Raw genomic sequence first — 26532 nt, 5'->3', positions numbered from 1 at the left:
GGGTTTCAGAATTTCTGGGTCTGGCGCGCGCGGCTCTGCTGGCGCAGCACGCTTTCAATCCAGTCGTTCAGGCGACGGGTTGTATCCTCCGCCTCCTCCCGGTCGGGGTAGAATTCAGGAAAGCGCAGTGCGAGCCACCGCCAGGCCACCAGTCGCTTGTGGCGCTTTTCGGCCCGCTCCAGCTCCTCGCGCCCGGCACGCTCGGCCGGGGGCAGACGCCCCGTACCGGGGGGGAGCACACGCCGCCCCGCCGCATGATCGGCAGCCCAGCCCACAAGCCGCCGGATACCGTTGTCACGATCATCCACCGGACACATGGCATAGGCCCAGCGCGTAGGCAGGTCGAGCGCATCCACCCCTTCCAGCGCCGAGGCAATGGCAAAAGCCTGCTCCATATCCGACAGGCGGTAATTGGGATCATCCTTACGCAACACCGCACGGTGAATGCGTGACAGCACGCCATACAGGCTCTGCGAACCGATTTCCGTGGCAACCGCCTTTACGATATCCACATCCGGCTGCACGAAGGGCCGCAGGTCATCAGGCTGTTCGGGGTCGGCCTCAAGCTGGCGGCGCACGAAATGCGGGCTTCCCGCCCCCGCCAGCACGGCCACAACACCTGTTTCATGCTTGCCAAAGCGCCCGGCACGGCCACCAATCTGCTTGACTTCCTGCACGGTCAGGTCGCGCGTCTGGCGGCCATCGTATTTCTTGAGCGAAGCAAACACCACACGCTTGATGGACAGGTTAAGCCCCATGCCAATGGCATCGGTCGCGACCAGAATATCGGCCTGCCCCGAATTGAAACGCTGCGCCTCGGCCCGCCGCACCTCGGGGCTGAGCGCGCCATACACAACCGCCACCCGCTTGCCATGCTGCATAAGGGCCGCACGCAGGTCCAGCACCTCGCGGCGGGAAAAGGCGATCAGCGCATCGCCCGGCCCCAGATCCGCCAGCCTGACCGGCTGCGAGGCCGCACGCAGCGGGCTTTTGCGCTCAAGCGAGATTTCATCAAGCGGATCGCCACATAGTTCGGCTATCCGCCGCACCATGGGAATACAGTCCGGCGCCCCCAGCACGTAGAGATGGCGCGCAGGCACCCCCATGATCGCGGCTGTCCACGCAGCACCACGGTCGGTATCGAACAGCATCTGCGCCTCGTCGATCACCGCCACATCAACCGGGCTGTAGTAGGGACACATTTCCACCGTAGCTGCCAGATGGCGGCTGCCGGGAACGATCAGACGCTCCTCACCCGTGGAAAGCGATGCCTCGACCCCGCGTGAGGCCAAAGCCTCGCGAAATTCATGGGCCAGAAGCCGCAGGGGGGCGAGTGCCAGCCCGCTTTCCGCCTGTGCCAGCGCATTGAGCGCGGTATAGGATTTGCCGCTATTGGTCGGGCCTGTCACCAGTGTGATGCGGCGCTGCAACGCACGGGCGGTGCGAAAATGCGCCGCATAGCGGTCAAGGGCCGCCACGCGGGCAATCACGGCATTGGCCACCTTGCGGCCCATATCCGGCGCGGGTTGGCCTGCCCCACCCCGGCCGGGGTGTCCCCCTTCTTCCGGGCGGCCGCCACGGCGCCATTCGTTCAGCTTGCCGCGCAGGGCCACAAGTGTCTGGGGGTCGAACTCCCAGCGCTCACGCCCACCCGGTTCGCTCACCTTACGGGCAACAGGCAGTCGATTCTCGGCAATCCAGCGCAGCGCTTCCCGGCCCGAACAGTGCAGCAGGCGCGGCACCTCGCTGAAGGGTACAAGGCTTTCTTCCCACGCGCGGAGCTGCCCTTCTTCCTGCTCACGCAGGCGGCGGCCCGCTGTCTCGATCTTGCTGACCGCATCCTGCCTGCGGCTTTCCTCCTGCCGGGTAATCGTCAGGAACGGATCATCCGCCGAAAGGCCGAACGCCACGGCCACGGCCATCAGCAAAAGGTCTGTCTGGGCGGGAGACGGTACGCGCCCGGTATCCACCAGATCGGCCTGCACGGAGTCGAAAGCCGCGCGCGGCGTGGCCCCGTAGCTGCGCAGCCGCGCCTGCGCCACAGGGGCGAGTGCGCGTTCAAGAGCCTGATCATCCGCCTGCGGGTCTTCCACCGTGGCGCAGGCGTCTTCTATCTCCTCGCGGGTGATCCAGATCCGCCCGCTGCGGCGCGTCTTGTCCAGCAGGCGTGAAACCCATTTCTTGCGCCGCACGAGGCACAGCACATGGCGGTAGGTTTCGTCCTCCACACTACGCTGCCCCGGCTCCAATGCGCGGGCGAGCCGGCGCAGGACTTCGGTTTCCTCCCTTTGTTCGGGGGAGAGGCCAGTGCGCGCCACGGCGGTGGCAAGGGCTTCGCGGGCGGGGGAGGCGGGATGATCTGATACCATGCCCTACCTTGTGCGGCATCAGGCCCGCGCCGACAATGTACTACACCAGACCGACACAAAAAATTACATATCCACGGGCGTTCTGCCGGGTGCGAACACGTCTGATGATGATTTTGCACTGGCGTTGCCCGCCCCCGCCCCTTAAAAACGCCTCCACTGTATCCAGATACCCCGCGCGGGCCGAACCGGGGCGCAGCCCCCGACAACACCCCGCGCCCGGTATCCATACCCAGAACCGATCTGCTGCAAGCGGAGTACAAAGCGGCCCATGTCTGAAACCATTCTCGAAACCGGCATTCTCCCCCTCATGTCCGCCTCTGACGTGCCCAGCAGCCTGCTGCCGGTCGAAGGCCAGGACGGCGTGTGGCATCTGGCCCCGCCCACGAAGGAATACGGCCACCTGTATCCGGCCAAGGTGCTGACCGTGCACCACTGGACGGACCGGCTGTTCAGCTTCACCACCACCCGCGATCCGGGCCTGCGCTTCGAGAATGGCCAGTTCGCCATGATCGGGATTGAAGTGGACGGCAAGCCGCTGCTGCGCGCCTATTCCATTGCCTCGCCCAACTATGCTGATGAAATGGAGTTTCTCTCCATTGCCGTGCCTGATGGCCCGCTGACCTCACGCCTGCGCCACGTCAAGGTGGGTGATACGGTGCTGATCGGCCGCAAGCCCACCGGCACGCTGCTGCTGGACAACCTGCGCCCCGGCCGCAACCTGTATTTCCTGTCCACCGGCACTGGCCTTGCGCCGTTCATGAGCCTGATCAAGGACCCGGAATGCTATGAGCGCTACGAGCACGTGATCCTGAGCCATACCGTGCGTATTTCGGGCGAGCTGGCCTATGCCAACCACATCCGCCACGAACTGCCCCAGCACGAATTCCTGGGCGAGGACATCTCGGGCAAGCTGCTGTATTACCCGGCCGTCACGCGTGAGAGCTTTGCCGTAACCGACCGCATTACCAAGCTGATCGAAAGCGGCAAGATTTTCGAGGATCTGGGTATCCCCGAAATCGACCCCGAACATGACCGCGTGATGATCTGCGGTTCGCCGGAAATGCTGGCCGACACCGAAGCCCTGCTGCGCGCTCGTGGCTTTGATGAAGGCAATATGTCCACTCCCGGCGCGTATGTGGTGGAAAAGGCGTTCGCTGAACGCTAAAACCCCCATCAGACCAGAACCCCGCACAGGAGCATACACATGGCCCATGACTTCGACCTTCTTGTCATAGGCGCTGGCTCCGGCGGGGTTCGCTGCGCGCGAATCGCCGCCAGCCATGGCGCGCGCGTAGCCGTGGTGGAAAGCCGCCACTGGGGCGGCACCTGCGTCAATCTGGGCTGCGTGCCCAAGAAGCTGATGGTGCAGGCCAGCGAATTCGGCGATCTGGTGGATGACAGCCACGGCTTTGGCTGGAACACCCAGCGTGGCACCCATGACTGGCCGACCCTCATGGCCGCCAAGGACCGCGAAATTACGCGGCTGAACGGCATTTATGTTTCCATGCTGGAAAAGGCCGGGGTGACACTGTTTACCGGCCATGCCAGCCTGACAGGCCCGAACGGCGTGCGGATTACCCCCACCGCTCTCGCCCCCGATGCCCCTCCGTGCGAAATTACCGCCACACGCATTGTCATTGCCACCGGCTCCACGCCCACGCGGCCTGCCTTCCCCGGTGCGGAACTGGCCATTACTTCAGACGAAGCCTTTGCCCTGCCCCAGCGCCCCAACCGGGTAGCCCTGATCGGTGCGGGTTATATCGGCATTGAATTCGCAGGGATTTTTGCGGGGCTTGGCGCACAGGCCGAACTGATTTACCGCCACGACCTGCCGCTGCGCGGCTTTGACGAGGATATGCGCACCGCCCTGTCCGACGCCATTACCGTACGCGGCATTACACAACACCGCAACGCCAGCCCCGAAAGCCTGACGCGCGAGGGAGAAGACCTGCTGCTGCGCCTGAGCACGGGCGAGACCCTGCGGGTGGACTGCGTGTTTCTGGCAACCGGCCGCCACCCCAAAACAGCCTCGCTCGGGCTGGAACAGGCAGGCATCAAAACAGCCCAGAACGGACGTATTGTCGTGAACGGGCTGGGCGAGACCTCCTGCCCCGGCATTTACGCCATTGGCGATGTTACAGACCGGATCAACCTCACCCCCGTTGCCATTGCCGAAGGCCATACCCTGGCCGACCAGCTTTTTGGCAAGGCACCGCCGCGCCAGTGGGATTTTGCCACAACGCCCAAGGCCGTTTTCTTCTCCCCGCCACTGGCCTGTACGGGCCTGACGGAAGAAGAAGCCGCCCGCACAGGGGCTGTGGATATTTACCTGACGCGCTTCACCCCCATGCGGCACACGCTGGGCGGACGGCGCGAACGCAAGACGGTCATGAAACTGGTGGTGGATCAGGCCAGCCAGATTGTGGTGGGTGCGCATATTCTGGGTGATGATGCACCGGAAATGCTCCAGGCTGTCGCCATTGCCGTGACCGCAAAACTGACGAAAGCCGATTTTGACCGCACCATCGGCATTCATCCCACCTCGGCTGAGGAACTGGTGACCCTGCGCACCCGTACCCGCGAAACGCCGCACACCCCCTGAAAGCGACGCGCCCGCCCTGCGGGTGCCGCTTAACAGTCATTCTCCCGCCTGCGCCCACGCGACTGCGAAAGGACAAGCCCCATGGCCTTCACGCCCTCCTCTTCCGGCCCCCATGATCTGGCGCTCAAAAACGGTTCCGTCGTGCTACCCGATGGCACGGTGAACACCACGGTCTATGTCCGCGCGGGCCTTGTCAGCGCCATTGGAGGCGAAGCTCCGGCCGCACGCACCATCGATTGTACAGGCCTGACCATTCTGCCCGGCGTGATCGACACGCAGGTGCACTTCCGGGAACCGGGAGCCGAGGAAAACGAAGATCTGGCCACCGGTAGCCGCGCCGCCGTACTGGGGGGTGTTACGGGCGTGTTTGAAATGCCCAACACCAAACCAACCACCTCCACCCCCGAAGCCGTGGCCGACAAGCTGGCCCGCGCCAATGGCCGCATGTGGTGCGAACACGCCTTTTACGTTGGCGCCACCTCCGACAACGCCGATGAATGCGGCACGCTGGAGCAACTGCCCGGCACGGCGGGTATCAAGGTGTTCATGGGGTCTTCCACCGGGAGCCTGCTGGTGTCCGAGGATGCCATGCTGGAGCGGGTACTGCGCTCAGGCCAGCGGCGTGTCGCCATCCATGCCGAAGACGAAACCCGCCTGAAGGAACGTCTGGACGAACGGGTGGAAGGGGATGCCGCATCCCATCCGGTCTGGCGTGATGATGAAACCGCCCTGCGCGCCACCCGCCGCGTGCTGGCACTGGCCCGCAAGACCGGGCGGCGCGTGCATATCCTGCATGTCACCACCCCGGCGGAGCTGGAACTGATTGCCGCCAACCGCGATATTGCCAGTTGCGAACTCACCCCCCAGCACCTGACCATGAGTGCCGAGGACGCCTACCCCCGCCTTGGTACGCTGGCCCAGATGAACCCGCCTATCCGCTCCGCTGCCCACCGCGAAGGGCTGTGGCACTGGCTTCATCAGGGTCTGCCCGATGTCATCGGTTCGGATCACGCACCCCACAGCCTTGAAGCCAAGAGCCGCGCCTACCCGGCCTCTCCCTCGGGCATGCCGGGCGTGCAGACGCTGCTTCCGCTCATGCTTAACCACGTGGCCCACCACCGGCTGAGCCTGCGGCGTCTGGTTGACCTGACCTCCGCCGGGCCGCAACGGCTGTTCGGGCTGGTGCGCAAGGGCCGCATTGCCGTGGGCTATGATGCGGATTTCACGATTGTGGATCTGAAGGCCCGCTGGACGATCAAGGAAGACTGGCTGGCCTCGCGCTGTGGCTGGTCGCCCTTTACGGGCGAAGAAATCACGGGGCGGCCCATCGGCACGCTTATCCGTGGCCAGCAGGTCATGTGGGAAGGTAGCCTGACAGGCACACCGGTGGGGCAGCCTTTCCGCTTTGATGCGACCGACCGACCGGCCTGAGCCTCCAGCCACTCAGGGATCAGGGATCAGGGATCAGGGATAACCGGAATGCTGGTAGGCGAAACCGTCCACCAGCATACGCAGCGGTGCAAAGGCCTGAGCAGAAAAACTCTCGCTCCGCACCGTGCTGCCATCCGGTGATTCCATGAAAACGGTGTTGTTCCAGTCTGCCGCGCTGATACCGGTCCACAGGGTCAGCACCAGCACTTCCTTGTTCTGGGCATCGCGCAGGTGCAGATGGGCATCCCCCGATGACGGCGGCGTGCGGTACAGCGGCCCCCAGCCGCCTGAATGGGCGTGAGTCCAGTCATTCAGCGCCGCGACCTCCTGCGATGTCAGCGTGCGCGTGTGGTGCATAGGCCCAACATCCAGCGTACCACTGGCAATCTGGGGAAATGAAACCGGCTTGAAATTGGGCAGCGCAACACCCCAGATCAGCGCTGCCGTGCTGACCGTGAACGCTACAAACCCGATAATAAACGCCGTTTCCTTACGCATTCCGCTGTCCTTTTCCATGCGCCGTCATGACGCCGCTGCCCGCCCCGGATCGGAGGTGGACGTGCCTGATATGCTCAGGCTTTTCACCGTTTTTTCATGCCGTGCTCAACCCGCCGGGCCAGAACAGGCACCCGGAGCGCATACAGGCCAACTGCTGGTTACACCCTGCCCTGCACGCCGCCTTCGGGCTGTGTCTGCCCGTCTTTTACTGCACCCTGCGCCACCACGCCAGCAGGCGGCTCGGGGGCGATGGTGCGCACACATGTCCGGGCCTCGCCCTCGGGGTTATGATCGAACTCGGGCACCAGCAACGCCAGAATACGCAGGGCAGCCTCTACATCATTGTGCTGTGCGCAGTGGGTAATGTCATTCACGGCACGGGTCACGGCCTCACGGTCGACCACGCGCGGGGTGGCCATCAGCAGGCCCGAGGCATCGGTAGGAACCGGAGCCTCACGCCCGTGGAACAGTTCCTCGCACAGTTTTTCGCCCGGGCGCAGGCCGGTAAACTCAATGGCCACGTCCTCATCAGGCCGCAGCCCGGCAAGGTAAATCATCTGTCGGGCCAGATCGACAATGCGCACTGGCTCACCCATATCCAGCACGAAAATCCCGCCATTATCGAGCAGCTTGTCCGTACCTGACGCCATGCGGGCGCCGCCATCCCAGTCGGTCAGCCCCTGCGTGCCGCGTACGGCGGCCTGCAATACCAGCCCTACGGCTTCTGGCACGGTCATGAAGTAGCGGCACATATCCGGGTGGGTAACCGTCAGGGGGCCACCCCGCTCAAGCTGCTGGCGGAACAGCGGCACAACCGACCCCGTAGACCCCAGCACATTGCCAAAACGCACGGTAATACAGCGCATGGCCATGGGGTTGCCCGAGGCACGCGCGCCAATATCGAGCGCCTGACAGTACATTTCCGCCGCCCGCTTGGAAGCGCCCATCAGGCTGGAGGGATTCACCGCCTTATCCGTTGAAATCACCACCATGGCGCGCACACCGTGCCGGGCGGCGGTATCGGCTACAACGCGGGTGCCGTGGATATTGGTCAGCAATCCTTCGGTAGGGTTGTGTTCAACAATGGGCACATGCTTGAGGGCGGCGGCATGAAACACCAGATCAGGCTGGTAATCGGCCATGATCGTATCCAGCCGGGTTTCGTCACGCACATCCGCCACAAGGCTTTCGCGCTGGATGTCCGCAGCGGTTCGCGACAACTCCATGCTGATCTGCCACAGCGCGAATTCACCGTGGTCGAGCAGTACCAGCCTGCCCGGCCGCAGGTCTGCAATCTGCCGCGCCAGTTCTGAGCCAATGGTGCCCCCCGCCCCCGTAACCAGCACCACACGGCCCGTAATCATGCCCTCCATACCCGCGCGGTCGAGCTTGACCTGAGGACGGTTCAGCAGATCTTCAAGCGGGATGGGGCGTAGGCGCACCTGCTCAGCGGGCGTGAGGTCTGTCAGGGCTGGCGCACGCAGCACCGCAATACCCTTGGCGCTGGCGGCATCCAGCACGGCGGTCAGTTGTGAGCCACGAAAAGCCGGGTCGGTTACCACCAGCGTGTCAGGCTGGTGCCGGCCCTTGGCCAGCCGTTCCAGAATGGACTGGATGTCAGCCACATTACCCAGAATAGGCACGTTGTGGATACGCTGGCCATGCCGATGGCTCCCCACAGCGATAATCCCGGCAACCCGCGTTCCGGCCAGCAGGTTCCGCTCGAAAACCCGCATATACAGATCAACAACCGCATCATCCCCGATCAGCACAATCCGCTGACGGGCGGCCCAGTATGGCACACGGCCATACAACACACGGTAGGCAACCCGAGCCCCCCCGAGCATGACCAGCAGCACCATGGCGTAAATAATGCCAAAAGCCGGGCTGGGCGGCGAAACATGGAAGACCCACAGCGCAAGGGAAAACAGGATGGCGCTGGCAACAGACGCCCCGATAATACCCAGAAGGTCGGAAATCCCTGAAAAGCGCCAGTACTGCTGGGGCACCCGAAACGGCAATCCGCTGATAACAAGCGAAATCACTGCTCCGGCCAGAAACCATAGCGGATGCAAAAGCCCGGCCTTCGGGATAGCCAGCCAATGGGCGATAGGAGCCGCAATCGCCGCCAGAAAGCCGTCGACAACGACATTTACGGCAACCCGGTTCAACGCCCACAACCGTGAACGATCACACCAGAATCTGCCAACTGAGGCCTGAGGATGTTGCGATACCATACTATTGCCCTTATAGCCCGAGGCCTATCATCCTTGAAAGCTATCCTGACCGGGATAATAAACGCTTCATGGCTTTCTCTCCCATGTTCCCGACACATGCCCTGCTGTCTTACCTGCCTGAACTGCTGATTCTGTGCAGTGCGGCCCTGCTGTCAGCCTATGGCGTGCGGCGCATGATCGGGCTGGCGGTGCTGGACCAGCCCGGCCATCGCAGCTCTCACACGCGCGCCACGCCAAAAGGGGGGGGCGTGGGCATTATGGGGGCTTTTCTGTTCGGCTGGCCGGTGCTGCACTGGGCCACGGGCGGAACGGGGCCTGATAGCCTGTCCCTCATGACCGGAGCCGCCCTGCTACTGCTCTGCGCCGTATCCTGGCTTGATGACCTGTACCAATGGCCACCAACCGCCAAACTAGCCACCCAATGCGCTGCGGCTGGCATGGTGGCGGGTGGGTTTGCCCTGACCTGCGGCCTACCCGGCACAGGGCTGCAGGGCATGGCGCAGGCCGGATTTTCATGGCCGGTACCGCTGTGGCTGGCCCACACACTCCCCGGCTGGGTAGTGCCGGTTGCTGGTTGTGCCGCCTCTGTTCTATGGCTGGTTTTTGTTACCAACGCCGTCAATTTCATGGACGGGCTGAATGGTCTGGTTTCAGGCTCCCTACTGGTGGCGGCTCTGGTGCTGGCGGCTCTGGCCCCTATGCTGGGCGCTGCGGAACTCGTCGGGCCTGCCCTGCTGCTGGCCTGCTGTCTGGCGGGCTTTCTGCCCTATAACTTTCCCAATGCCCGGATTTTCATGGGGGATGTAGGGAGTCAGGGCTGCGGGCTGCTGGCAGGCACGGCCAGCCTGTACCTGATCCTGCATACACCAAGCCGCCTGGATGGCGGCTGGCTGTTTGGCCCGGCGGTTCTGACACCTCTGCTGTATGATGTGCTGTTTACGCTCATACGCCGCCAGCGGGCTGGCCTGCCGCTAGCTCAGGCGCATAGAGGCCACCTGTATCAGGTGCTGCACCGCAGTGGCCTTGCTGCGCCAGTCATCAGTCTGGCGGAATGGGGTATGACGCTCTGGGGGGGGGCCACCACAATGATCATGGTCTGCCTGATCCCTGCTCTGGGCACGGTATATGCCACACTGGCCTGCACGGCGCTGGTGCTGGCACCGCAGCTTGCATGGACTGGTTTTACCCTGCACCGCACAAAGGCGCACCCGGTCGGGGCGTGGTCCTGACCGGGTGCACTCTGCGGATTACTTGAGGGTAAAGGTAATGCCCTGTGCCGAACTGGCCAAACGTGCGCCTTCGGAAATGGTCTCGATCTTGATCCGCACGCCGTTCTTGTTCTCCAGCACAGCACCGCCAAGGCCCAGCCCCAGCGTGGCTTCGCCATGGGCGGCAATATAGGTGCCGTTAAAGTCCTTGAGCGCGTGCAGGTTATAGACGGTTCCCGTACCCTTGATGGTAGAGAACCCGACCGCAGCAATGGTGCCGCCCGAAATCTTGAAGGAATGGGTATGGTTCTTGTAGGTCAGCTTACCGCCACCCCACGTATAGCCCACGCCCAGATCGGCTGATTTGGCCGTAATCGTGATCTTGCCCGTCGGATCACCCAGCGCATCTTCCGCGTGAGCGGGAGAGAACAGACCGGCGGCCACAACAAAGGTGGACGCCGCAACAAAGGATGCTAACCGCATAAGGACATTCCTTTCAAAAAACGCTGATCCTCACGCCCTTTCTGGCAACAATGCCAGACGGGCCATGAGGCTGTCTTATGAAAAAAACGTCCCTGAACCTGCGGAGTTCCGCAGGACTTTCCCCCATGCGCGATGAGGGAACTACCCTCAGGTCAGGCCTGAGGGCAGGCTACGCTGAAAACCTCAGGCAGCGGCAACACGGCGCAGACGGCGCACGGTTGCGGTCTTTTCTTCCACCCGGTTGCGGCGGGAAGCATCCGGCCCGGCTTCAGACATAACCGTACGGATTTCCTTCAGATACGCGGCCCCCTTGGGGGTGCGCTGCACCAGCACCGAACGACGATCCAGCGGGTCTACCTTGCGGCGGGCCAGATCCAGTTCACCCAGACGATCCAGCGCACGGGTAATGGCAGGCTTGGAAACGTTCAGCGTTGCGGCGAGGCCGCGCACGGTCTGGCCGTTTTCATCCAGATAGCAGGTGAGAAACACCGCGAGCTGGCGGGCGGACAGATCCGGGCCTGCACCACGCACGAGAGAAACGATGGTATCACGCAGGGTCTTGACCAGATCCTCTGACTTTTCGGCACTATGCGCCATAACCCATATCCTTGCTTGCTTGCCGCCAGCACCTGACGGCCCTCTGTTGCCGACCATCCGGGCCAGCGCGAATTCTTCTACGGTTTATATAGGAACCGGAACGACAGTGTTAAGTGTCTCAAGGCGTAATAGTTTCACTTCTTTTATGACTTCTTGATGGCAGCGGGTGTGCTGGCGAGAGCGTCAAAGCCGAAAACCGCCCCGATAGCCGCGAAAAAACCCCTGATTCCCGGCGAATCTCCGCCTTCCGGGCGGCCGGGGCGGCTGGAATCGTTCCACGCATAACTATCGATATGCACCCAACGCTGGTCAGGTTTTACAAAACGCTCAAGAAACAATCCGGCTGTAATAGCCCCCGCCATAGGCCGCGAGGATACATTACTAAGGTCTGCTACGGCGCTGCGCATCCAGTCCGCATAGCCGGGCCACAGGGGCAGGCGCCACAGCGGGTCGGCCTGCTGGCGGCCCGCCTGCTCAAACAGGGTTGCGGTGGCATCATCATTACAGAACAAAGCGGGCAGATCAGGCCCCAGCGCCACGCGCGCGGCCCCGGTCAGGGTGGCTACATCCAGCAGCAGGTCAGGGCTGGTTTCGCCTGCTTCATACAATAGGTCGCACAGCACCAGACGGCCTTCCGCATCGGTGTTGCCAATTTCCACACTCAGCCCGGCGCGGCTTGTCACCACATCCAGCGGGCGCATGGCCCGGCCAGACACGCTGTTTTCCACACAGCCCAGCCGTACCTCCAGTCGAACAGGCAGATCGCGCGCCATGATCAGCCGCGCCAGCGCCAGTACCGAGGCCGCCCCGCCCATATCCTTTTTCATGCGCAGCATGGCCGAGGATGGCTTGAGGTCATACCCACCACTATCAAAGCACACACCCTTGCCCACAAGGGAGAGCAGCGGCGCATTACGCCCCGCGTTTGACCCACGCCAGCGCGCCACCACCACGCGCGGCCCCCGTTCCGACCCCATGCCCACATGGGCAACCAGAGGGTAGGCTTTTTCCAGCGCCGCGCCTTTGATGGTTTCAACCTGCGCACCAAACGGTTCCAGAGCCGTGCGAGCAGCCCGCGCAAGCTCCGATGGCCCCATGAGATTGGCCGGGGTATTGATCAGATCACGCGCAAGACAGATGGAGCGCGCCATATCCACCGCCAGCCCCTCACGCTCGGCGCGGGTCACGACAAGACGGGGGCGGCTCTTGCGGGCGGCTGCACCGGCGGCTTCATCCTTGAGGCTGTACTGATACGCTCCGAGGCAGAACCCCAGAATGACATCATCGCGCACGATGTCATCAGGGGTTTGCACCTGCCAGTTCCCGGCGGGCAGATCACGCGCCAGCAGGCCGAAACCAAATGGATCACGCACGGGCTGTCCAAGGGTGTTTTTTTCGGCAATGCCAAGCAGAGCCACAGGGGCATCCGTCGTGCCGGGCACTAGCACAAGCTGGCCGGGACGCGCCGCAAAACCGCACTGATGGGCGAAGGTTGCGGCTTTTTCTCCCACTCGTGCCGCCAGGGCGCCGCCTTCAGAGGCCCGCACCGCATGGACAGTCCAGACCGCTTTACGGCTTGTGGATACACTCAGGCATTCCAGCTCACGAATGGGCATGTGTTCTCTCCTTCTTTTCGCGCCAAGACTGCGCCAGCCGGGATGCGGATGCAACGGGAGGGAAAATTCCTTCCCGGTGCTTGATTTTATACCCGCGCCGACCGAGCATGACGCCATGAAGGTTTCCGCCCGCCCGCCCGCCGCCCCGCCAGAACCCAGCCCGGCCCGGCCCGCACCGGAAGGGGCATGTATACGGGCCATTCTCGGCCCCACCAATACAGGCAAAACCCATCTGGCCCTTGAGCGCATGCTTGCGCACGACTCCGGTATTATCGGCTTTCCGCTCCGGCTGCTGGCACGCGAGAATTACGAACGTATGGTGCAGGCCAAGGGCGTACGCGCTGTTGCCCTCATCACGGGGGAGGAAAAAATCATACCCCCTCATGCACGCTGGTTTTCGTGCACGGTCGAGGCCATGCCCACAACGCCCATGCCGGGTAAGCAACCCGTTGACTTTGTAGCCGTGGATGAAATCCAGCTCTGCGCAGACCCCGAGCGCGGGCATATCTTCACAGACCGGCTCCTGAACGCACGCGGTGCGGCAGAAACGCTGTTTCTGGGGGCGGACACCATCGCCCCGCTGCTGAAAACGCTCATCCCGCATATTGAAATAGACACCCGCCCGCGCCTGTCGGCCCTCTCGGGCGTTGGGCACAACCGGCTGTCACGCCTGCCGCCCCGTTCGGCCATCGTCGCGTTTTCCGTGGCTGAGGTCTATGCCATTGCCGAGCTGATCCGCCGCAAGCGCGGTGGATGCGCGGTGGTTATGGGGCAGCTTTCCCCCCGCACGCGCAACGCACAGGTGGCCCTCTACCAGAACCGCGAAGTAGACTACCTTGTGGCCACAGACGCGATCGGCATGGGGCTGAACATGGATATTCACCATGTTGCCTTTGCAGGCCTGTCCAAGTTTGACGGGCAGCGCCACCGCCTGCTGAGTGCCGCCGAAATAGCCCAGATTGCCGGGCGTGCTGGCCGCGGTGCGCGCGATGGCACATTTGGCACCACCGGCACCTGCCCACCGTTAAGTGAAACCTTGGTGGAAGCGGTGGAGGAGCACCGTTTCGAACCCCTGCACAGCCTGTGGTGGCGTAACAGCGCACTGGATTTTTCCTCTCTGGCGGGTTTGCAGACCAGCCTGTGTCGCAAACCACCCGCGCGCTGCCTGCGCCCGGCGGAACCAGCGGCAGATCTGCTGTGCCTGCACGCCTTCATGCAGGATGCCAGCATAAAGGCGCTGGCCAACACGCCACATCTGGTGCGGCTGTTATGGGAAGTCTGTCAGATTCCTGATTTCCGCAAACTGGGCGAGGACAGCCATATTCGCCAATGCGCACAAATCTTTACCCTGCTTGCGCACAAGCGCCACCTGCCTTCGGATTGGCTGGGCGCACGCCTGAAAGGCATGGACAGCACCGAGGGCGATATTGACACCCTCATGCAGCGGCTGATGGGGATCCGAATCTGGTCTTATGTTTCTGCCCGAAGCGACTGGGTTGAAAACGCCGCCCACTGGCAGCGCCATACCCGCCAGCTTGAAGACACCCTGTCCGATGCCCTGCATGAGCGCCTGACCGCCCGCTTTGTAGACCGCCGGGCCGCCAGTCTGGCCCGCAGGCTGGAAGAAGCAGACGGCAAACCCCTACTTTCGGCCATGAGCCGCTCGGGCGAGATCATTGTGGAAGGCCATGCCGTGGGCCATATGCGCGGCTTTTCTTTCGCCCCGGATGCCGAGGCCGCCCGCATGGACCAACCGCTGATCCTGCGCGCGGCACGCCGGGCAGCGCGCACGGAAATGCCCCATCTTGTCGCACGCTTCATGCAGGCCGATGACAGCGAACTGGCGCTGGAGACCGAAACCGGCACACTGAGCTGGCAGGGCGAGGTCATTGCCCGGCTGCGCCCCGGCCTGTCCGTCCTGCTGCCCGATATAACCGTAAGAGACGCCGAGTTTCTTGATGCGGCGCAAAAAGAGAAAATCCGCGCTCGGCTAGGTCACTTCCTTACCGCTCTGATCCGGCGCGAACTTGCCCCCCTGTACCGGGCCGAAACCGCCGTACAGGCCCACCCTTTGCCTCGCGGGCTTGTACACAGCCTGATGGAGCATGGGGGTGTCGCCCCCTGCCCTCTGCTGCCGCCTTTATCCAGTGCGGAAAAAAAACTGCTGGCCCGCCTGCATATCCAGCACACACAGGGCGTACTGCTCTGCACCCGGCTGCTGCGCCCAGCCTCCATGGCCCTGCGCCGCCTGCTACTGGGCATCCATCAGCAAACGACCCTTCCCGCGCTCCCCCCGCCGGGGGCGGTTTCCCTCCCCTGTCCGCTCCCGCCCAACGGCGCAGACACGGCGGCCTATCTCAGCCTCGGCTGGCTCTTTGCTGCGCAGACCCTCGTACGACTCGACCGTGTGGCCGATATTCGCACCGATATGGAGTCGCTTACACGCAAGGGCGCCAAGCCCGCTCCGCCCAATCTGGCATCCCGACTGGGGGTTGCGAAAAAAAACCTGCCCGTGCTGCTGCGCGCCTTAGGCATACGCCTGTATCCACCAACACCTTTGCCTGATGGTCAGCCCGGCCCCCCGGCCCCTCTGCTGATACTCCCCGCCGCACACACAAGGAAACCCGGCGGAAAACCAGCGCGCCCCCAGAAAAACGCCCCCCTTTCCCCCCGGATGGCCAGCGGGCCTTTTGCAGCACTTGCAAGACTGCGAGAGCGGCTGTAAGCCTGCCCTGCTTTCGGGGCTGGGACAGGCATACCGCTCACGGGTTGCCATCAGACAAAAACCCCCCCATATCTGCGCCTTCCTTGGTGACATGGCCCCTGCGCCGGTCATCTGACCCCAACCGGCGTGCATGGCACGGCCGCCAGATATATTCGGAGATGGCAATGACCTACGTGGTCACTGAAAACTGCATCCGCTGCAAATTCATGGACTGTGTGGAAGTCTGCCCCGTTGACTGCTTCTACGCCGGTGAAAACTTTCTGGTTATCAACCCGGATGAGTGCATTGACTGCGGCGTGTGCGAACCGGAATGCCCCGCTGAGGCCATTTTCCCCGATAGCGATGACCGCTCCGCCGCATGGGCTGAAGTCAACTCCAAATATGCTGGCCTGTGGCCCAACATCACCCGCAAGGGCACCCCGCCCGCCGATGCGGAAGAATGGAAGGACAAGCCCAACAAGGCCGACCTTCTTTCTCCCGAACCGCAGAAAGGCTAAGCACCCGGCCCATACCGCTCCGTTCGTGGGGCGCATGGGCAACGGAGGCAGTCAGCCCTTCGGGGGTGGCCACAAGCCCAGACAGATATCAAAAATGGCGCCGGTTTCCCCCGGCGCCATTTTTTTGTCCATCGTAGCGCCCCTGCCATTGCTGCACAGCCACAGCCACAGCCACAGCCACAGCCACAGCCACAGCCACAGCCACAGCCACAGCCACCGACTGTAACAGAAAGCATCGGCTGACAACGGCCGAAGGGCCGAAACCCGTCAGAAACAGCCCCATACGCAAAAACCCCCGGGGTCATAAGACCCCGGGGGTTTCGCCATGTTCACATCACCCTTCGTAAAGGGGGATCAGGCTAAAAGCCTGATCAACGTGACATCATGTGCATGGTGGTGTTCGTCATGATGAACACCGTGCCCACGATCAGGATGGTCACGAAAGCGACGGTAAACACGAAGCAGATGTTGTTCCAGCGCTGCTCGGAAGAGCCGCCCATGTGCAGGAAGTAGTGCAGATGCACCAGAACCTGAACCAGAGCCAGCATCGACAGAGCCGCCAGCGTGCCCGTGGGGGACAGGCTGTGGGTCGAAACCACAAGGAACGACAGAACCGTAAGGACAACAGCGAGAACGAAACCGATCAGGTACGATGACACGCTGCCGTGGCTTTCGCCGGAGGAGTTTGTTTGTGTGCTCATCAGATCATGCTCGCCAGATAGACATAGGAGAAAACGCAGATCCACACGATATCCAGGAAGTGCCAGAACAGGCTCAGGCAGGTGAGCTTGTTCATCATGCGCTCAGGGATCTCGGTCGTGCCCATCAGCTGAACCATCAGCGTCAGGATCCAGATCAGGCCGCATGTTACATGCAGACCGTGAGTGGAAACCAGCGTGAAGAAGGCAGACAGGAACGCGCTGCGATCCGGGCCAGCCCCTTCGGCAATCATGTGTGCGAATTCACGCACTTCCAGACCCACAAAGCCCAGGCCCAGCAGGAACGTGACACCAAGCCACAGAATAACCTGACTGATCTGGTTCTTGTGGGCGGCAATCATGCCAAACCCGTAGGTGATGGAAGAGACGAGGAGCAGGGCTGTTTCCAGCCCAAGCCCACCGAACTCGAACAGTTCATGGCCGGTCGGGCCGCCATTGAACTGATTCCGCAGGACTGCAAAGACGGCAAAAAGCGAGCCGAAAATAATGCAGTCCGTCATCAGATAGACCCAGAACCCGAACACCACCGGAGATTCGTGATGGTGTTCGTCGTGGCCCGCGGTCTGAACAGTTGTATCGTGTGCCATTATTCAGCTGCCTGTGCCATCAGTTTACGGGTGTGCTCGTTTTCGATGCGGGCAACCTCTTCGGCGGGAATGTAGAAATCCACATCCTTGTTCGCGCTGCGGGCAATCACGGTGGCAATTACGCCAACCAGACCGACCACTGCGAGCCACCAGATATACCACACCGCGGCAAAGCCGAAGATCAGAGCGAACAGACCAGCGGCAACACCTGCCACCGTGTTCTTGGGCATATGGATCGCCTGATACTGAGCACCAGCCTGACGCGTATCAATGCCGTTTTCCTTGTCGTGCATGAACGCATCGATCGAATGCACATGCGGGACAATGGCAAAGTTATACACAGGCGGCGGCGAAGACGTGGACCATTCCAGCGTACGGCCATTCCAGGGGTCGCCCGAAACGTCGCGGTTTTCCGGCAGGTTGCAGTCACGGATGGAGACGTAGAGCTGGATCAGCTGGCAGGCGATGCCAAGCAGGATCAGAACCGCGCCAACTTCAGCAACCAGCATCCAAGGATACCAGGCCGGGTTGTCATAGTGGTTCATACGACGGGTCATGCCTTCGAAGCCGAGGACATACAGCGGCATGAACGCGAAGTAGAAGCCAACCAGCCAGAGCCAGAACGCCCGCTTGCTCCATGCTTCGTTCAGTTTGAAGCCCAGAACCTTGGGAGCCCAGAAGTTCATACCGCAGATGTAACCGAAATACACACCGCCGATAATCACGTTATGGAAGTGGGCAATCAGGAACAGGCTGTTATGCAGCACGAAGTCGGAACCCGGGATCGCCATCATAACACCGGTCATACCACCGATGGTGAAGGTGACCATAAAGCCAACCGCCCAGTACATGCAGGCATGGAAGCGGATACGGCCCTTATACATGGTGAACAGCCAGTTGAAGAGCTTAACACCAGTCGGGATCGAGATGATCATGGTCGCAATGCCGAAGAAAGCATTAACGTCCGGGCCAGCGCCCATCGTGAAGAAGTGATGCGCCCACACGAGGAAGGACAGCACCATGATGGAGCAGGTCGCGTAAACCATGGTGTTGTAACCGAACAGGGGCTTGCCAGAGAAAGCAGGCACAACTTCGGAGAAGACACCAAAGGCAGGAATAACAAGAATATAAACTTCAGGATGGCCCCAAGCCCAGATCAGGTTCAGGTACATCATCTGGTTGCCGCCACCATCATTGGTGAAGAAGTGCATACCGAAGTAACGGTCAAGACCCAGCAGGGCCACCGCAACGGTCAGCACGGGGAACGACACCATGATCAGGATGGAAGAGCAGAAAGCCGTCCAGGTGAACACCGGCATTTTCATCCAGCTCATGCCCGGAGCGCGCATCTTCACGATCGTGACGAAGAAGTTCACGCCGGTCAGCAGCGTGCCGACACCAGAGATCTGGATTGCCCAGATATAGTAGTCAACGCCAACACCGGGGCTGAACTGCGTCTCGGACAGAGGCGGGTAAGCCAGCCAGCCGCACTGCGAGAACTCACCGATGAACAGGGAGACGTTCACCAGAATGAATGCAGCAGCCGTCATCCAGAAGCTCAGGTTGTTCAGGAACGGAAAGGCCACGTCACGTGCGCCGATCTGCAGCGGCACGATGAAGTTGAACAGACCGGTCATGAATGCCATGGCCAGGAAGAAGATCATGATCGTGCCGTGGGCCGAAAAGATCTGGTCGTAGTGATGCGGCGGCAGGTAGCCGGGGTTACCGGCATAGGCCAGCGCAAGCTGGGTACGCATCATGATGGCATCCGCGAAACCGCGGGCCAGAGCTACCAGCGCCAGTACGATGTACATGACAGCCAGACGCTTGTGGTCAACCGAAGTAAACCACTCTTTCCACAAATAGCCCCATTTACCGTAATAGGTAATCAGCCCCAGCACCGCGATACCGATGATGCAGACGCCGATAAATGTTCCCACAACGATTGGCACATCCAGCGGAAGCGCCGAGAACGAGAGTCTCCCGAGCATAAATCCTATTCCTTCATATTCATGTCGGACATCGCGGACTGCTGCACCTGGATCATCTTGCCGGTGCTTTTGTCCATGATCATGCCGTTGTTGTATTTGGCAACGATCGTGTTGAACATGCCGGGTTCAACGTGCGCGAAATATTCGACAGGGTTCGCCTCGCTGGGCGCTGCCAGTTTCGGGTAGGTCTGTCCATCCAGCTCTTCAGAGGAAGAACGAACCTTCTCGACCCAGGCGTTGAATTCATCATTACCCATCGCCAGGGCGTGGAACCGCATGTCAGAGAAACCGCGACCGCTGTAGTTGGCGGATTCACCAGCAAAGTCACCCGGCTCGCTGGCCATCAGGTGAAGCTGGGTCTGCATGCCCGCCATCGCGTAAATCATGGAACCAAGGCGTGGGATGAAGAACGAGTTCATGACGGAGTCAGAAGTGATGTCAAAATCAACCGGGGTGTTGACCGGCATGGCCAGCTGGTTGACCGTGGCAATCCCTTGCTCCGGATAGATAAACAGCCACTTCCAATCCAGCGCCACCACCTGCACGTGCAGAGGCTTGGTGTTGGCTTCAGCCTCAAGCGGCTTATAGGGATCGAGGGAGTGACAGGTCTGATAGGTGATCACTGCCAGGAACAGGATAATAAGGGACGGAACGCCCCAGATCACCACTTCAATCTTGTTGGAGTGGCTCCATTTCGGCAGGTATTCCGCGCTGGTGTTGGACTGGCGGTAGTGCCAGGCAAACACGAGTGACAGAATAATCGTCGGCACCACAACAATCAGCATCGCGATCACGGAGGTGGTGATCAAGGACTTAACGCCCTCGCCCACCGGGCCTTTCGGGTCGAGAACGTCCAGTTCACACCCCGCAAGCAGCAACGCTGACGATAGGCCGCCCAATCGCGCCAGTCTCGCCAGTAACTTGTTTTTCATCGCACGCCTCTTGGTTCTGACATCAACATAGCCTCATAAGACTCTTGCCCTGCTGCCATAGAAGCCTGACAACGGCAAGAAAAACCGCGCCACGGACATATTCCGCCCTTACTCACGCCACAAACCCGCCTGCCCGTGCAAAAGACAGGCAACGGGACACACGACATGGCAGAACGAACCATGACAGCAACGCCATGGACGCACCTTATTCCCTACAGGCTGATTCTCAAACGTCAGAAAAGTTCCATCTGCCTTTCGTCACAAGTCCTTGCCGCCTGTTATGGCAGACCGGGGCTTTGGCGCGGTCTGCCCCCACGCGCTCGATCAGGGGACACCCCGGCAGGCCGGAAATCAGATAATGGCAAAAATTAGCTCTATCTTTCTGATTACCGAACAGACCCCCGCGCTCTCGTTTTCGTTACAACATCCACGCCCACCATCAGGACCGCTCCACTCCCCATTCTGATTGGACATATCAGCATTCATTTCCGGCATACCTTGGCGCACAAAAAAACCCGGCCTCAAAAGGCCGGGTTGTCTGCTTCTCTCCTACGGAAGAGCCGTGCGTTTGGTAGCGGAGTCAGTCCCCTGAGTTCCGCACGCCCATGAACTGCAGCAGGAACTGGAAAAGGTTGATGAAGTTCAGATAGAGGTTAAGCGCATCATAAACACTGCGCTTGCCCATCATCTCCGGGCTTTCATAGGCTGCAACCTGCATGTAGGTCATGCGGATACGCTGCGCATCGAACGCACAGAAGGCGGTGAAGATCAGCACCCCGGCAGCGCTATAAATATAATAGACTGTGGCGCTGTGCAGGAAGAGATTGACCAGCCCGGTGATGAGCAGGCCCAGCAGGCCCATCATCAGAAAGGAGCTGAAGCGCACCAGATTGGCCTTGGTCGTGTAACCCCACAGCGAAGTGGCGGCGAACATGCACGATGTCACCAGAAAGACGCGCATGATGGACGTGCCGGTATAGACCGCAAAAATGCTGGCCAGACTCGCCCCCATAGCAGCGGCAAACGCCCAGAACAGAGCCTGTGCACCCTGAAGCGAAAGGCGGTTGATGCCAAAAGACATCACCAGCACGAACGCCAGCGGCGACAGCATGGCCAGATCACCAAGGAGGGTCGGCCGCAACATCAGTGCGCCTGAAGACACCATCACCTGCTGAAAAAACAGGCCGCTGAGGGTCGTATTGGCAATCAGATAAGCCACGATGCCGGTCAGCAGCAGACCGGACGCCATCCAGTTATAGACACGCAGCATATAGGATCGCAGTCCGGCATCCACGCTGGCCTGCGCGTTCCATCCCGATGCTGAGGCAGGGGAACGGTAATCCCGACTAAACGACATGGTGCACTCTCCTTGATACCGGACTTGCCGGGTCGAATTATAATTGTGGTTGCATTTCCCCCACGTCAAGGGTGGGAAGCGTGTATGGCATAACATTAAGGCCGAAATGGCCCCGCCGCCCGGCGCGATACTCCGTACCGCAAACCCCTTTCAGCCCCACGGTGTTGCCATGTTCCTGATCGCAGGTCTTGCCATTCCTCCCGAAATGACACGGTTTTTCCGCACGTTACAGGGCTTTTTCCCATCTGGAGAGTGGCTCCCCGCCCCTGTTCTGGCGCTGCCACTGATTACGCTGGGGGAGGCCACGTCCCTCACGGCCATGGAAGAGCTGGATCACGGGCTGATGGCGCTGCGCCTGAAGCGACCGCTCTCCCTACGCCATACCGGCTTCACTCTCCTCGAAAGACAGCACCGAATCTTGCTGGCGGCTCTGTTTGAGGGGGCGGAGGCAGATCACCTTTCCGTGAAAATCCGCTCAGCCGCACGCCGGGCCGGACTGGCCCCAGCCCCCCCGAGCACCCCTCTGGCAGCCCCTCTGGCAGACGTTACAACAGCCCCGGTGGAGGAGGTTAACCACTGGCTGTCCATTCATTATGCGACCTGCCCCGATCAGGAGGAACTCTACGAATTCACTGTGTTCAGTTCAGGAAAAAACCACGATCCGCTATCCTTGGAAAAGGAAGCTGACTACCCTTTCACGAACTGTTTCAGACCTGATCCAGAATTGTTATAACACTCAGGCCGCTGTGCCGGGCACCACCGCCTCACGCCGCCGTCATGTGCCTACTGCCCTGTAAGGCCTGCAAATTATCCGCACCGGAAAGGGCAGCTATTCGCGGCGCGTGATTGACATCCCGCTCACGCCTTGGCTGATGTGTCAGAAACCGGACCACCGGCTATTATTTTTTCCTCACCTTTACACCAGTCGAGGACATGAACGCATGACCCGCCCCGCCTCCGCCAAGAGACGTTCGCTGCAAGGAATTCTCGCGGCCGGAACACTCTGCGCCGCTGCCTTGCCCTGTGTGGCCTTCCCTGCACACGCCGATACCCTGGGCGACACGGGGGAAGCCATCATTCACGCGGATGAGCATCCCGAAAACTGGCTGACTTATGGCCGTACCTATAGCGAGCAGCGCTACAGCCCGCTGGACCAGATTACCCGCGCCAATGTCGGCAACCTGAAACTGGCCTGGTATTACAATTTCGATACCAACCGCGGCCAGGAAGGCACGCCGCTGGTCGTGGACGGCATCATGTATGCCACCACCAACTGGTCCAAGATGAAAGCTCTGGACGCAGCAACCGGCAAGCTGCTGTGGGAATACGACCCGCAGGTACCCGGCAACATTGCCGACAAAGGCTGCTGTGACACCGTAAACCGCGGTGCTGGCTACTGGAACGGCAAGGTCTTCTTCGGCACGTTCGACGGTCGTATGATCGCTCTGGACGCCAAGACCGGCAAGAAGGTCTGGGAAGTCAACACCATTCCGCCCGAGGCCTCTCTGGGCAAGCAGCGTTCCTACACCGTTGATGGCGCAGTGCGCGTGGTCAAGGGTCTGGTGCTGATCGGCAATGGCGGCGCGGAATTCGGCGCTCGTGGTTTCGTGTCTGCTTTCGATGCCGAAACCGGCAAGCTGAAGTGGCGCTTCTATACGGTTCCCAACAACAAGAACCAGCCTGACCATGCCGTGTCCGACAAGGTACTGATGGACAAGGCCTACAAGACCTGGGGCCCCAACGGCGCATGGGTGCAGCAGGGCGGTGGCGGCACCGTCTGGGACTCCATCATGTATGATCCGGTGGCCGATCTGGTCTATCTGGGCGTGGGTAACGGCTCTCCCTGGAACTACAAGTACCGCTCCGGCGGCATGGGCAGCAACCTGTTCCTGGGTAGCATTGTCGCGCTCAAGCCTGAAACCGGCGAATACGTCTGGCACTTCCAGGAAACGCCGATGGATCAGTGGGACTACACGTCAGTCCAGCAGATCATGACCATCGACATGCCCATCAACGGTGAAACCCGCCGCGTGATCGTGCATGCACCCAAGAACGGCTTCCTGTACATCATCGACGCCAAGACGGGTGAATTCCTCGCAGGTCGTAACTACACCTACGAGAACTGGGCCAGCGGCCTCGACCCGCTGACCGGTCGCCCGATCTACAACCCCGAAGGTCTGTGGACGCTTAACGGCAACTTCTGGTACGGCATTCCCGGCCCGCTGGGTGCGCATAACTTCATGGCGATGGCTTACAGCCCCCGCACGCACCTGATCTACCTGCCCGCGCACCAGATTCCGTTCGGCTACAAGAACCAGACCGGCGGCTTCAAGGCTCACCCGGACTCCTGGAACCTCGGTCTGGACATGACCAAGACCGGCCTGCCCGACAACGCGGAAGCCCGCTCGGCCTACCTGAAAGACCTGCACGGCGAAGTGCTGGCCTGGGATCCGGTGAAGATGCAGACCGTGTGGCAGATCGACCACAAGGGTCCGTGGAACGGCGGCGTGCTGGCCACCGGCGGCGACCTGCTCTTCCAGGGTCTGGCCAATGGCGAATTCCACGCCTACGACGCCACCAACGGTTCCGACCTGTTCAAATTCAACGCACAGAGCGGCATCATTGCCTCGCCCATCACCTACAGCGTGAACGGCAAGCAGTATGTTGCGGTTGAAGTGGGCTGGGGCGGTATTTACCCCATTTCCATGGGCGGCATGGGCCGCACCTCGGGCTGGACGGTCAACCACTCTTTCGTGGCTGTGTTCTCGCTCGACGGCAAGGCTTCCCTGCCTGAAATGAACAGCCTGGGCTTCCTGCCCGTTAAGCCGCCTGCCGAATACGACAACAAGGTCGTAGACAAAGGGTACTTCGAGTACCAGACCTACTGCCAGACCTGCCATGGCGATAATGGCGAAGGTGCCGGTATGCTGCCCGACCTGCGTTGGTCCGGCTCCATCCGCCACAAGGATGCGTTCTACAACGTTGTAGGCCGCGGCGCTCTCACTGCCTATGGCATGGATCGCTTCGACACCAGCATGACACCTGACCAGATTGAATCAATCCGTCAGTACCTGATCAAGCGTGCGAACGATACGTACCAGCGCGAAGTTGACGCTCGTAAGAACGCCAGCGGAACACCGCAGGAGCCGGTCATTGGCATTGCGCCCCAATAACCCGGCAGTCATGACGTCATTCGGCACTCAGGCAATACAGTGGTAAACATGATGATGAACAGACTAAAAGCCGCTCTCGGAGCGGTCACTGTCGGGCTTCTGGCAGGCACGTCCCTGGCTCATGCTCAGGAGGCTGATGCAGACCTGATCAAACAGGGTGAATATGTCGCGCGTCTTGGTGACTGCGTGGCCTGTCACACGGCCCTGAACGGTCAGAAATTCGCAGGTGGGCTGTCGATCAAGACGCCCATCGGCACGATCTACTCGACCAACATCACGCCCGATCCCACCTACGGGATCGGCACCTATACGCTTCAGGAATTCGATGAAGCGGTTCGTCATGGCGTACGTAAGGATGGCAGCACGCTGTATCCGGCCATGCCGTACCCCTCCTTCTCGCGCATGACGCCTGAAGACATCAAAGCCCTGTATGCGTATTTCATGCACGGCGTGGCAGCGGTTCCGCAGAAGAATCAGGAAGCGGACATCACCTGGCCGCTGTCCATGCGCTGGCCGCTGAGCATCTGGCGCACCATGTTCGCCCCGGCGCCCAAGGCCTTTACCCCGGCCCCCGGCACCGACCCGGAAATCGCCCGTGGCGAATATCTGGTAACCGGCGCTGGCCATTGCGGCGCCTGCCATACCCCGCGTGGTTTCGCCATGCAGGAAAAAGCGTTTGATGCAGCAGGCGGCCCGGACTTCCTGGGTGGCGGCGGTGTCATCGACAACTGGATCGCGCCCAGCCTGCGCAACGACCCCGTTGTGGGTGTTGGTCGCTGGTCTGAAGATGACCTGTACACGTTCCTGAAGTCTGGCCGTACAGACCACTCCGCCGTGTTCGGTGGTATGGCTGACGTGGTGGGCTGGAGCACGCAGTACTTCACTGACGCCGATCTGCACGCCATTGCAAAATACCTGAAGTCCATGCCGCCGGTACCCCCGTCGCGTGGTGACTACACGTATGATGCCTCCACCGCTCAGGCGCTGGATTCCAACAGCGTGGCCGACAATGCTGGCGCCAAGATCTATCTGGATCAGTGCTCGGCCTGTCACCGTAACGATGGTGGTGGTGTCGCCCGTATGTTCCCGCCGCTGGCAGGCAACCCTGTTGTCGTAACCGACAACCCGACATCGGTTGCCCATATCGTGGTGGCTGGTGGCGTGCTGCCGCCCACCAACTGGGCGCCTTCGGCTGTGGCCATGCCGGGTTACAAGACCATCCTGTCCGATCAGCAGATTGCTGATGTGGTCAACTTCATCCGCTCCGCCTGGGGCAACAAGGCTCCTGCCAACGTAACGGCGGCCGATATCCAGCACCTGCGTCTGGATAACGCACCGATCCCGACCGAAGGCTGGGCTAACGCCACGGCGGCTACGGCAACCTGGGGCCTGTTCATGCCGCAGCCTTATGGCGCAGGCTGGACCTTCGCTCCGCAGACCCATGCGGGTGTGGACGCAGCCCAGTAAGGCACGCATCCTCCCCCTTCCCGGTCATGGGTTCGCCCCTGAC

21 protein-coding genes are annotated in these 26532 nt (G+C 61.2%); 10 read left to right on the top strand and 11 right to left on the bottom strand.

The features are described 5' to 3' along the window. Positions 1 to 5: 5 nt before the first annotated feature. Entirely contained in the window at positions 6 to 2369 is a 2364-nt protein-coding gene (locus tag J2D75_RS08095; protein WP_207854273.1) for a helicase-related protein, read from the bottom strand. On the opposite strand from J2D75_RS08095, the gene J2D75_RS08090 reads away from it, so the two are divergent. The 4 genes from J2D75_RS08090 to J2D75_RS08075 all read left to right on the top strand — a co-directional run bounded on the left by J2D75_RS08090 (position 2368) and on the right by J2D75_RS08075 (position 6402). After that, positions 2368 to 2514, top strand: coding sequence for a hypothetical protein (locus tag J2D75_RS08090; RefSeq protein ID WP_207854272.1), 147 nt, complete (start codon positions 2368 to 2370; stop codon positions 2512 to 2514). The two genes, J2D75_RS08095 and J2D75_RS08090, sit on opposite strands and share 2 nt — an antisense overlap. Before the next feature lie 123 nt (positions 2515 to 2637). After that, on the top strand, positions 2638 to 3534 hold the full coding sequence (locus J2D75_RS08085; protein WP_207854271.1) for a ferredoxin--NADP reductase: 897 nt from the start codon (positions 2638 to 2640) through the stop codon (positions 3532 to 3534). Positions 3535 to 3573: 39 nt separating this feature from the next. Next, positions 3574 to 4971 (top strand): glutathione-disulfide reductase, encoded by a 1398-nt coding sequence (gene gorA / locus J2D75_RS08080; RefSeq protein ID WP_207854270.1) that lies wholly within the window; start codon positions 3574 to 3576, stop codon positions 4969 to 4971. Between the two features lie 81 nt (positions 4972 to 5052). Continuing rightward, complete coding sequence (locus J2D75_RS08075; protein ID WP_207854269.1) at positions 5053 to 6402, top strand: dihydroorotase; 1350 nt, start codon at positions 5053 to 5055, stop codon at positions 6400 to 6402. Positions 6403 to 6435: 33 nt separating this feature from the next. On the opposite strand, the gene J2D75_RS08070 is transcribed toward J2D75_RS08075, so the two are convergent. Then, on the bottom strand, positions 6436 to 6900 hold the full coding sequence (locus tag J2D75_RS08070) for a hypothetical protein (protein ID WP_207854268.1): 465 nt from the start codon (positions 6898 to 6900) through the stop codon (positions 6436 to 6438). 158 nt (positions 6901 to 7058) lie between these two features. Then, positions 7059 to 9137: a nucleoside-diphosphate sugar epimerase/dehydratase gene (locus J2D75_RS08065; RefSeq protein WP_207854267.1), complete on the bottom strand. Its 2079-nt coding sequence runs from the start codon at positions 9135 to 9137 to the stop codon at positions 7059 to 7061. Here J2D75_RS08065 and J2D75_RS08060 point away from each other — a divergent pair. Then, positions 9131 to 10366, top strand: a complete 1236-nt coding sequence (locus J2D75_RS08060) for an MraY family glycosyltransferase (protein WP_207854374.1) — start codon at positions 9131 to 9133, stop codon at positions 10364 to 10366. The genes J2D75_RS08065 and J2D75_RS08060 overlap by 7 nt on opposite strands. Positions 10367 to 10384: 18 nt before the next feature. Here J2D75_RS08060 and J2D75_RS08055 read toward each other — a convergent pair whose 3' ends face one another. The 3 genes from J2D75_RS08055 to J2D75_RS08045 form a co-directional block, all read right to left on the bottom strand. Beyond that, positions 10385 to 10828 carry a hypothetical protein gene (locus tag J2D75_RS08055; protein ID WP_207854266.1) on the bottom strand — a complete coding sequence of 148 codons (444 nt, stop codon included), beginning with the start codon at positions 10826 to 10828 and terminating at the stop codon, positions 10385 to 10387. Positions 10829 to 11011: 183 nt separating this feature from the next. Then, positions 11012 to 11425 carry a MarR family transcriptional regulator gene (locus J2D75_RS08050; protein ID WP_207854265.1) on the bottom strand — a complete coding sequence of 138 codons (414 nt, stop codon included), beginning with the start codon at positions 11423 to 11425 and terminating at the stop codon, positions 11012 to 11014. Positions 11426 to 11568: 143 nt separating this feature from the next. Next, complete coding sequence (locus J2D75_RS08045; RefSeq protein WP_207854264.1) at positions 11569 to 13041, bottom strand: leucyl aminopeptidase family protein; 1473 nt, start codon at positions 13039 to 13041, stop codon at positions 11569 to 11571. A gap of 115 nt (positions 13042 to 13156) precedes the next feature. On the opposite strand from J2D75_RS08045, the gene J2D75_RS08040 reads away from it, so the two are divergent. Then, positions 13157 to 15766: a helicase-related protein gene (locus J2D75_RS08040; RefSeq protein ID WP_207854373.1), complete on the top strand. Its 2610-nt coding sequence runs from the start codon at positions 13157 to 13159 to the stop codon at positions 15764 to 15766. Between the two features lie 164 nt (positions 15767 to 15930). Next, on the top strand, positions 15931 to 16263 hold the full coding sequence (fdxA, locus tag J2D75_RS08035; RefSeq protein WP_207854263.1) for a ferredoxin FdxA: 333 nt from the start codon (positions 15931 to 15933) through the stop codon (positions 16261 to 16263). A gap of 371 nt (positions 16264 to 16634) precedes the next feature. Here fdxA and cyoD read toward each other — a convergent pair whose 3' ends face one another. The 5 genes from cyoD to J2D75_RS08010 form a co-directional block, all read right to left on the bottom strand. Next, positions 16635 to 16964, bottom strand: coding sequence for a cytochrome o ubiquinol oxidase subunit IV (cyoD, locus tag J2D75_RS08030; RefSeq protein ID WP_207854262.1), 330 nt, complete (start codon positions 16962 to 16964; stop codon positions 16635 to 16637). Beyond that, entirely contained in the window at positions 16964 to 17569 is a 606-nt protein-coding gene (gene cyoC / locus J2D75_RS08025) for a cytochrome o ubiquinol oxidase subunit III (RefSeq protein WP_207854261.1), read from the bottom strand. The genes cyoD and cyoC overlap by 1 nt, the downstream gene beginning before the upstream one ends. Next, a complete protein-coding gene (gene cyoB, locus J2D75_RS08020; RefSeq protein ID WP_207854260.1) occupies positions 17569 to 19560 on the bottom strand; it encodes a cytochrome o ubiquinol oxidase subunit I in 1992 nt (663 codons plus the stop codon). The genes cyoC and cyoB overlap by 1 nt, the downstream gene beginning before the upstream one ends. Positions 19561 to 19565: 5 nt before the next feature. Beyond that, a complete protein-coding gene (gene cyoA, locus J2D75_RS08015; RefSeq protein WP_207854259.1) occupies positions 19566 to 20492 on the bottom strand; it encodes a ubiquinol oxidase subunit II in 927 nt (308 codons plus the stop codon). A gap of 580 nt (positions 20493 to 21072) precedes the next feature. Further along, a complete protein-coding gene (locus tag J2D75_RS08010; protein ID WP_207854258.1) occupies positions 21073 to 21849 on the bottom strand; it encodes a Bax inhibitor-1/YccA family protein in 777 nt (258 codons plus the stop codon). A 169-nt stretch (positions 21850 to 22018) separates the two neighbouring features. On the opposite strand from J2D75_RS08010, the gene J2D75_RS08005 reads away from it, so the two are divergent. The 3 genes from J2D75_RS08005 (at position 22019) to J2D75_RS07995 (ending at position 26489) form a co-directional block, all read left to right on the top strand. Further along, the gene (locus tag J2D75_RS08005) at positions 22019 to 22582 is read left to right on the top strand and encodes a hypothetical protein (protein WP_207854257.1); all 564 of its coding nucleotides are present in this window, start codon (positions 22019 to 22021) and stop codon (positions 22580 to 22582) included. A 208-nt stretch (positions 22583 to 22790) separates the two neighbouring features. After that, on the top strand, positions 22791 to 25022 hold the full coding sequence (locus J2D75_RS08000) for a PQQ-dependent dehydrogenase, methanol/ethanol family (protein WP_207854256.1): 2232 nt from the start codon (positions 22791 to 22793) through the stop codon (positions 25020 to 25022). 48 nt (positions 25023 to 25070) lie between these two features. Beyond that, the gene (locus tag J2D75_RS07995) at positions 25071 to 26489 is read left to right on the top strand and encodes a c-type cytochrome (protein WP_207854255.1); all 1419 of its coding nucleotides are present in this window, start codon (positions 25071 to 25073) and stop codon (positions 26487 to 26489) included. Positions 26490 to 26532: the final 43 nt, after the last annotated feature.

This window comes from Acetobacter suratthaniensis, from assembly GCF_017377745.1.
GTDB lineage: Bacteria > Pseudomonadota > Alphaproteobacteria > Acetobacterales > Acetobacteraceae > Acetobacter > Acetobacter suratthaniensis.
This window is presented reverse-complemented; position numbering and strand designations above follow the sequence as displayed.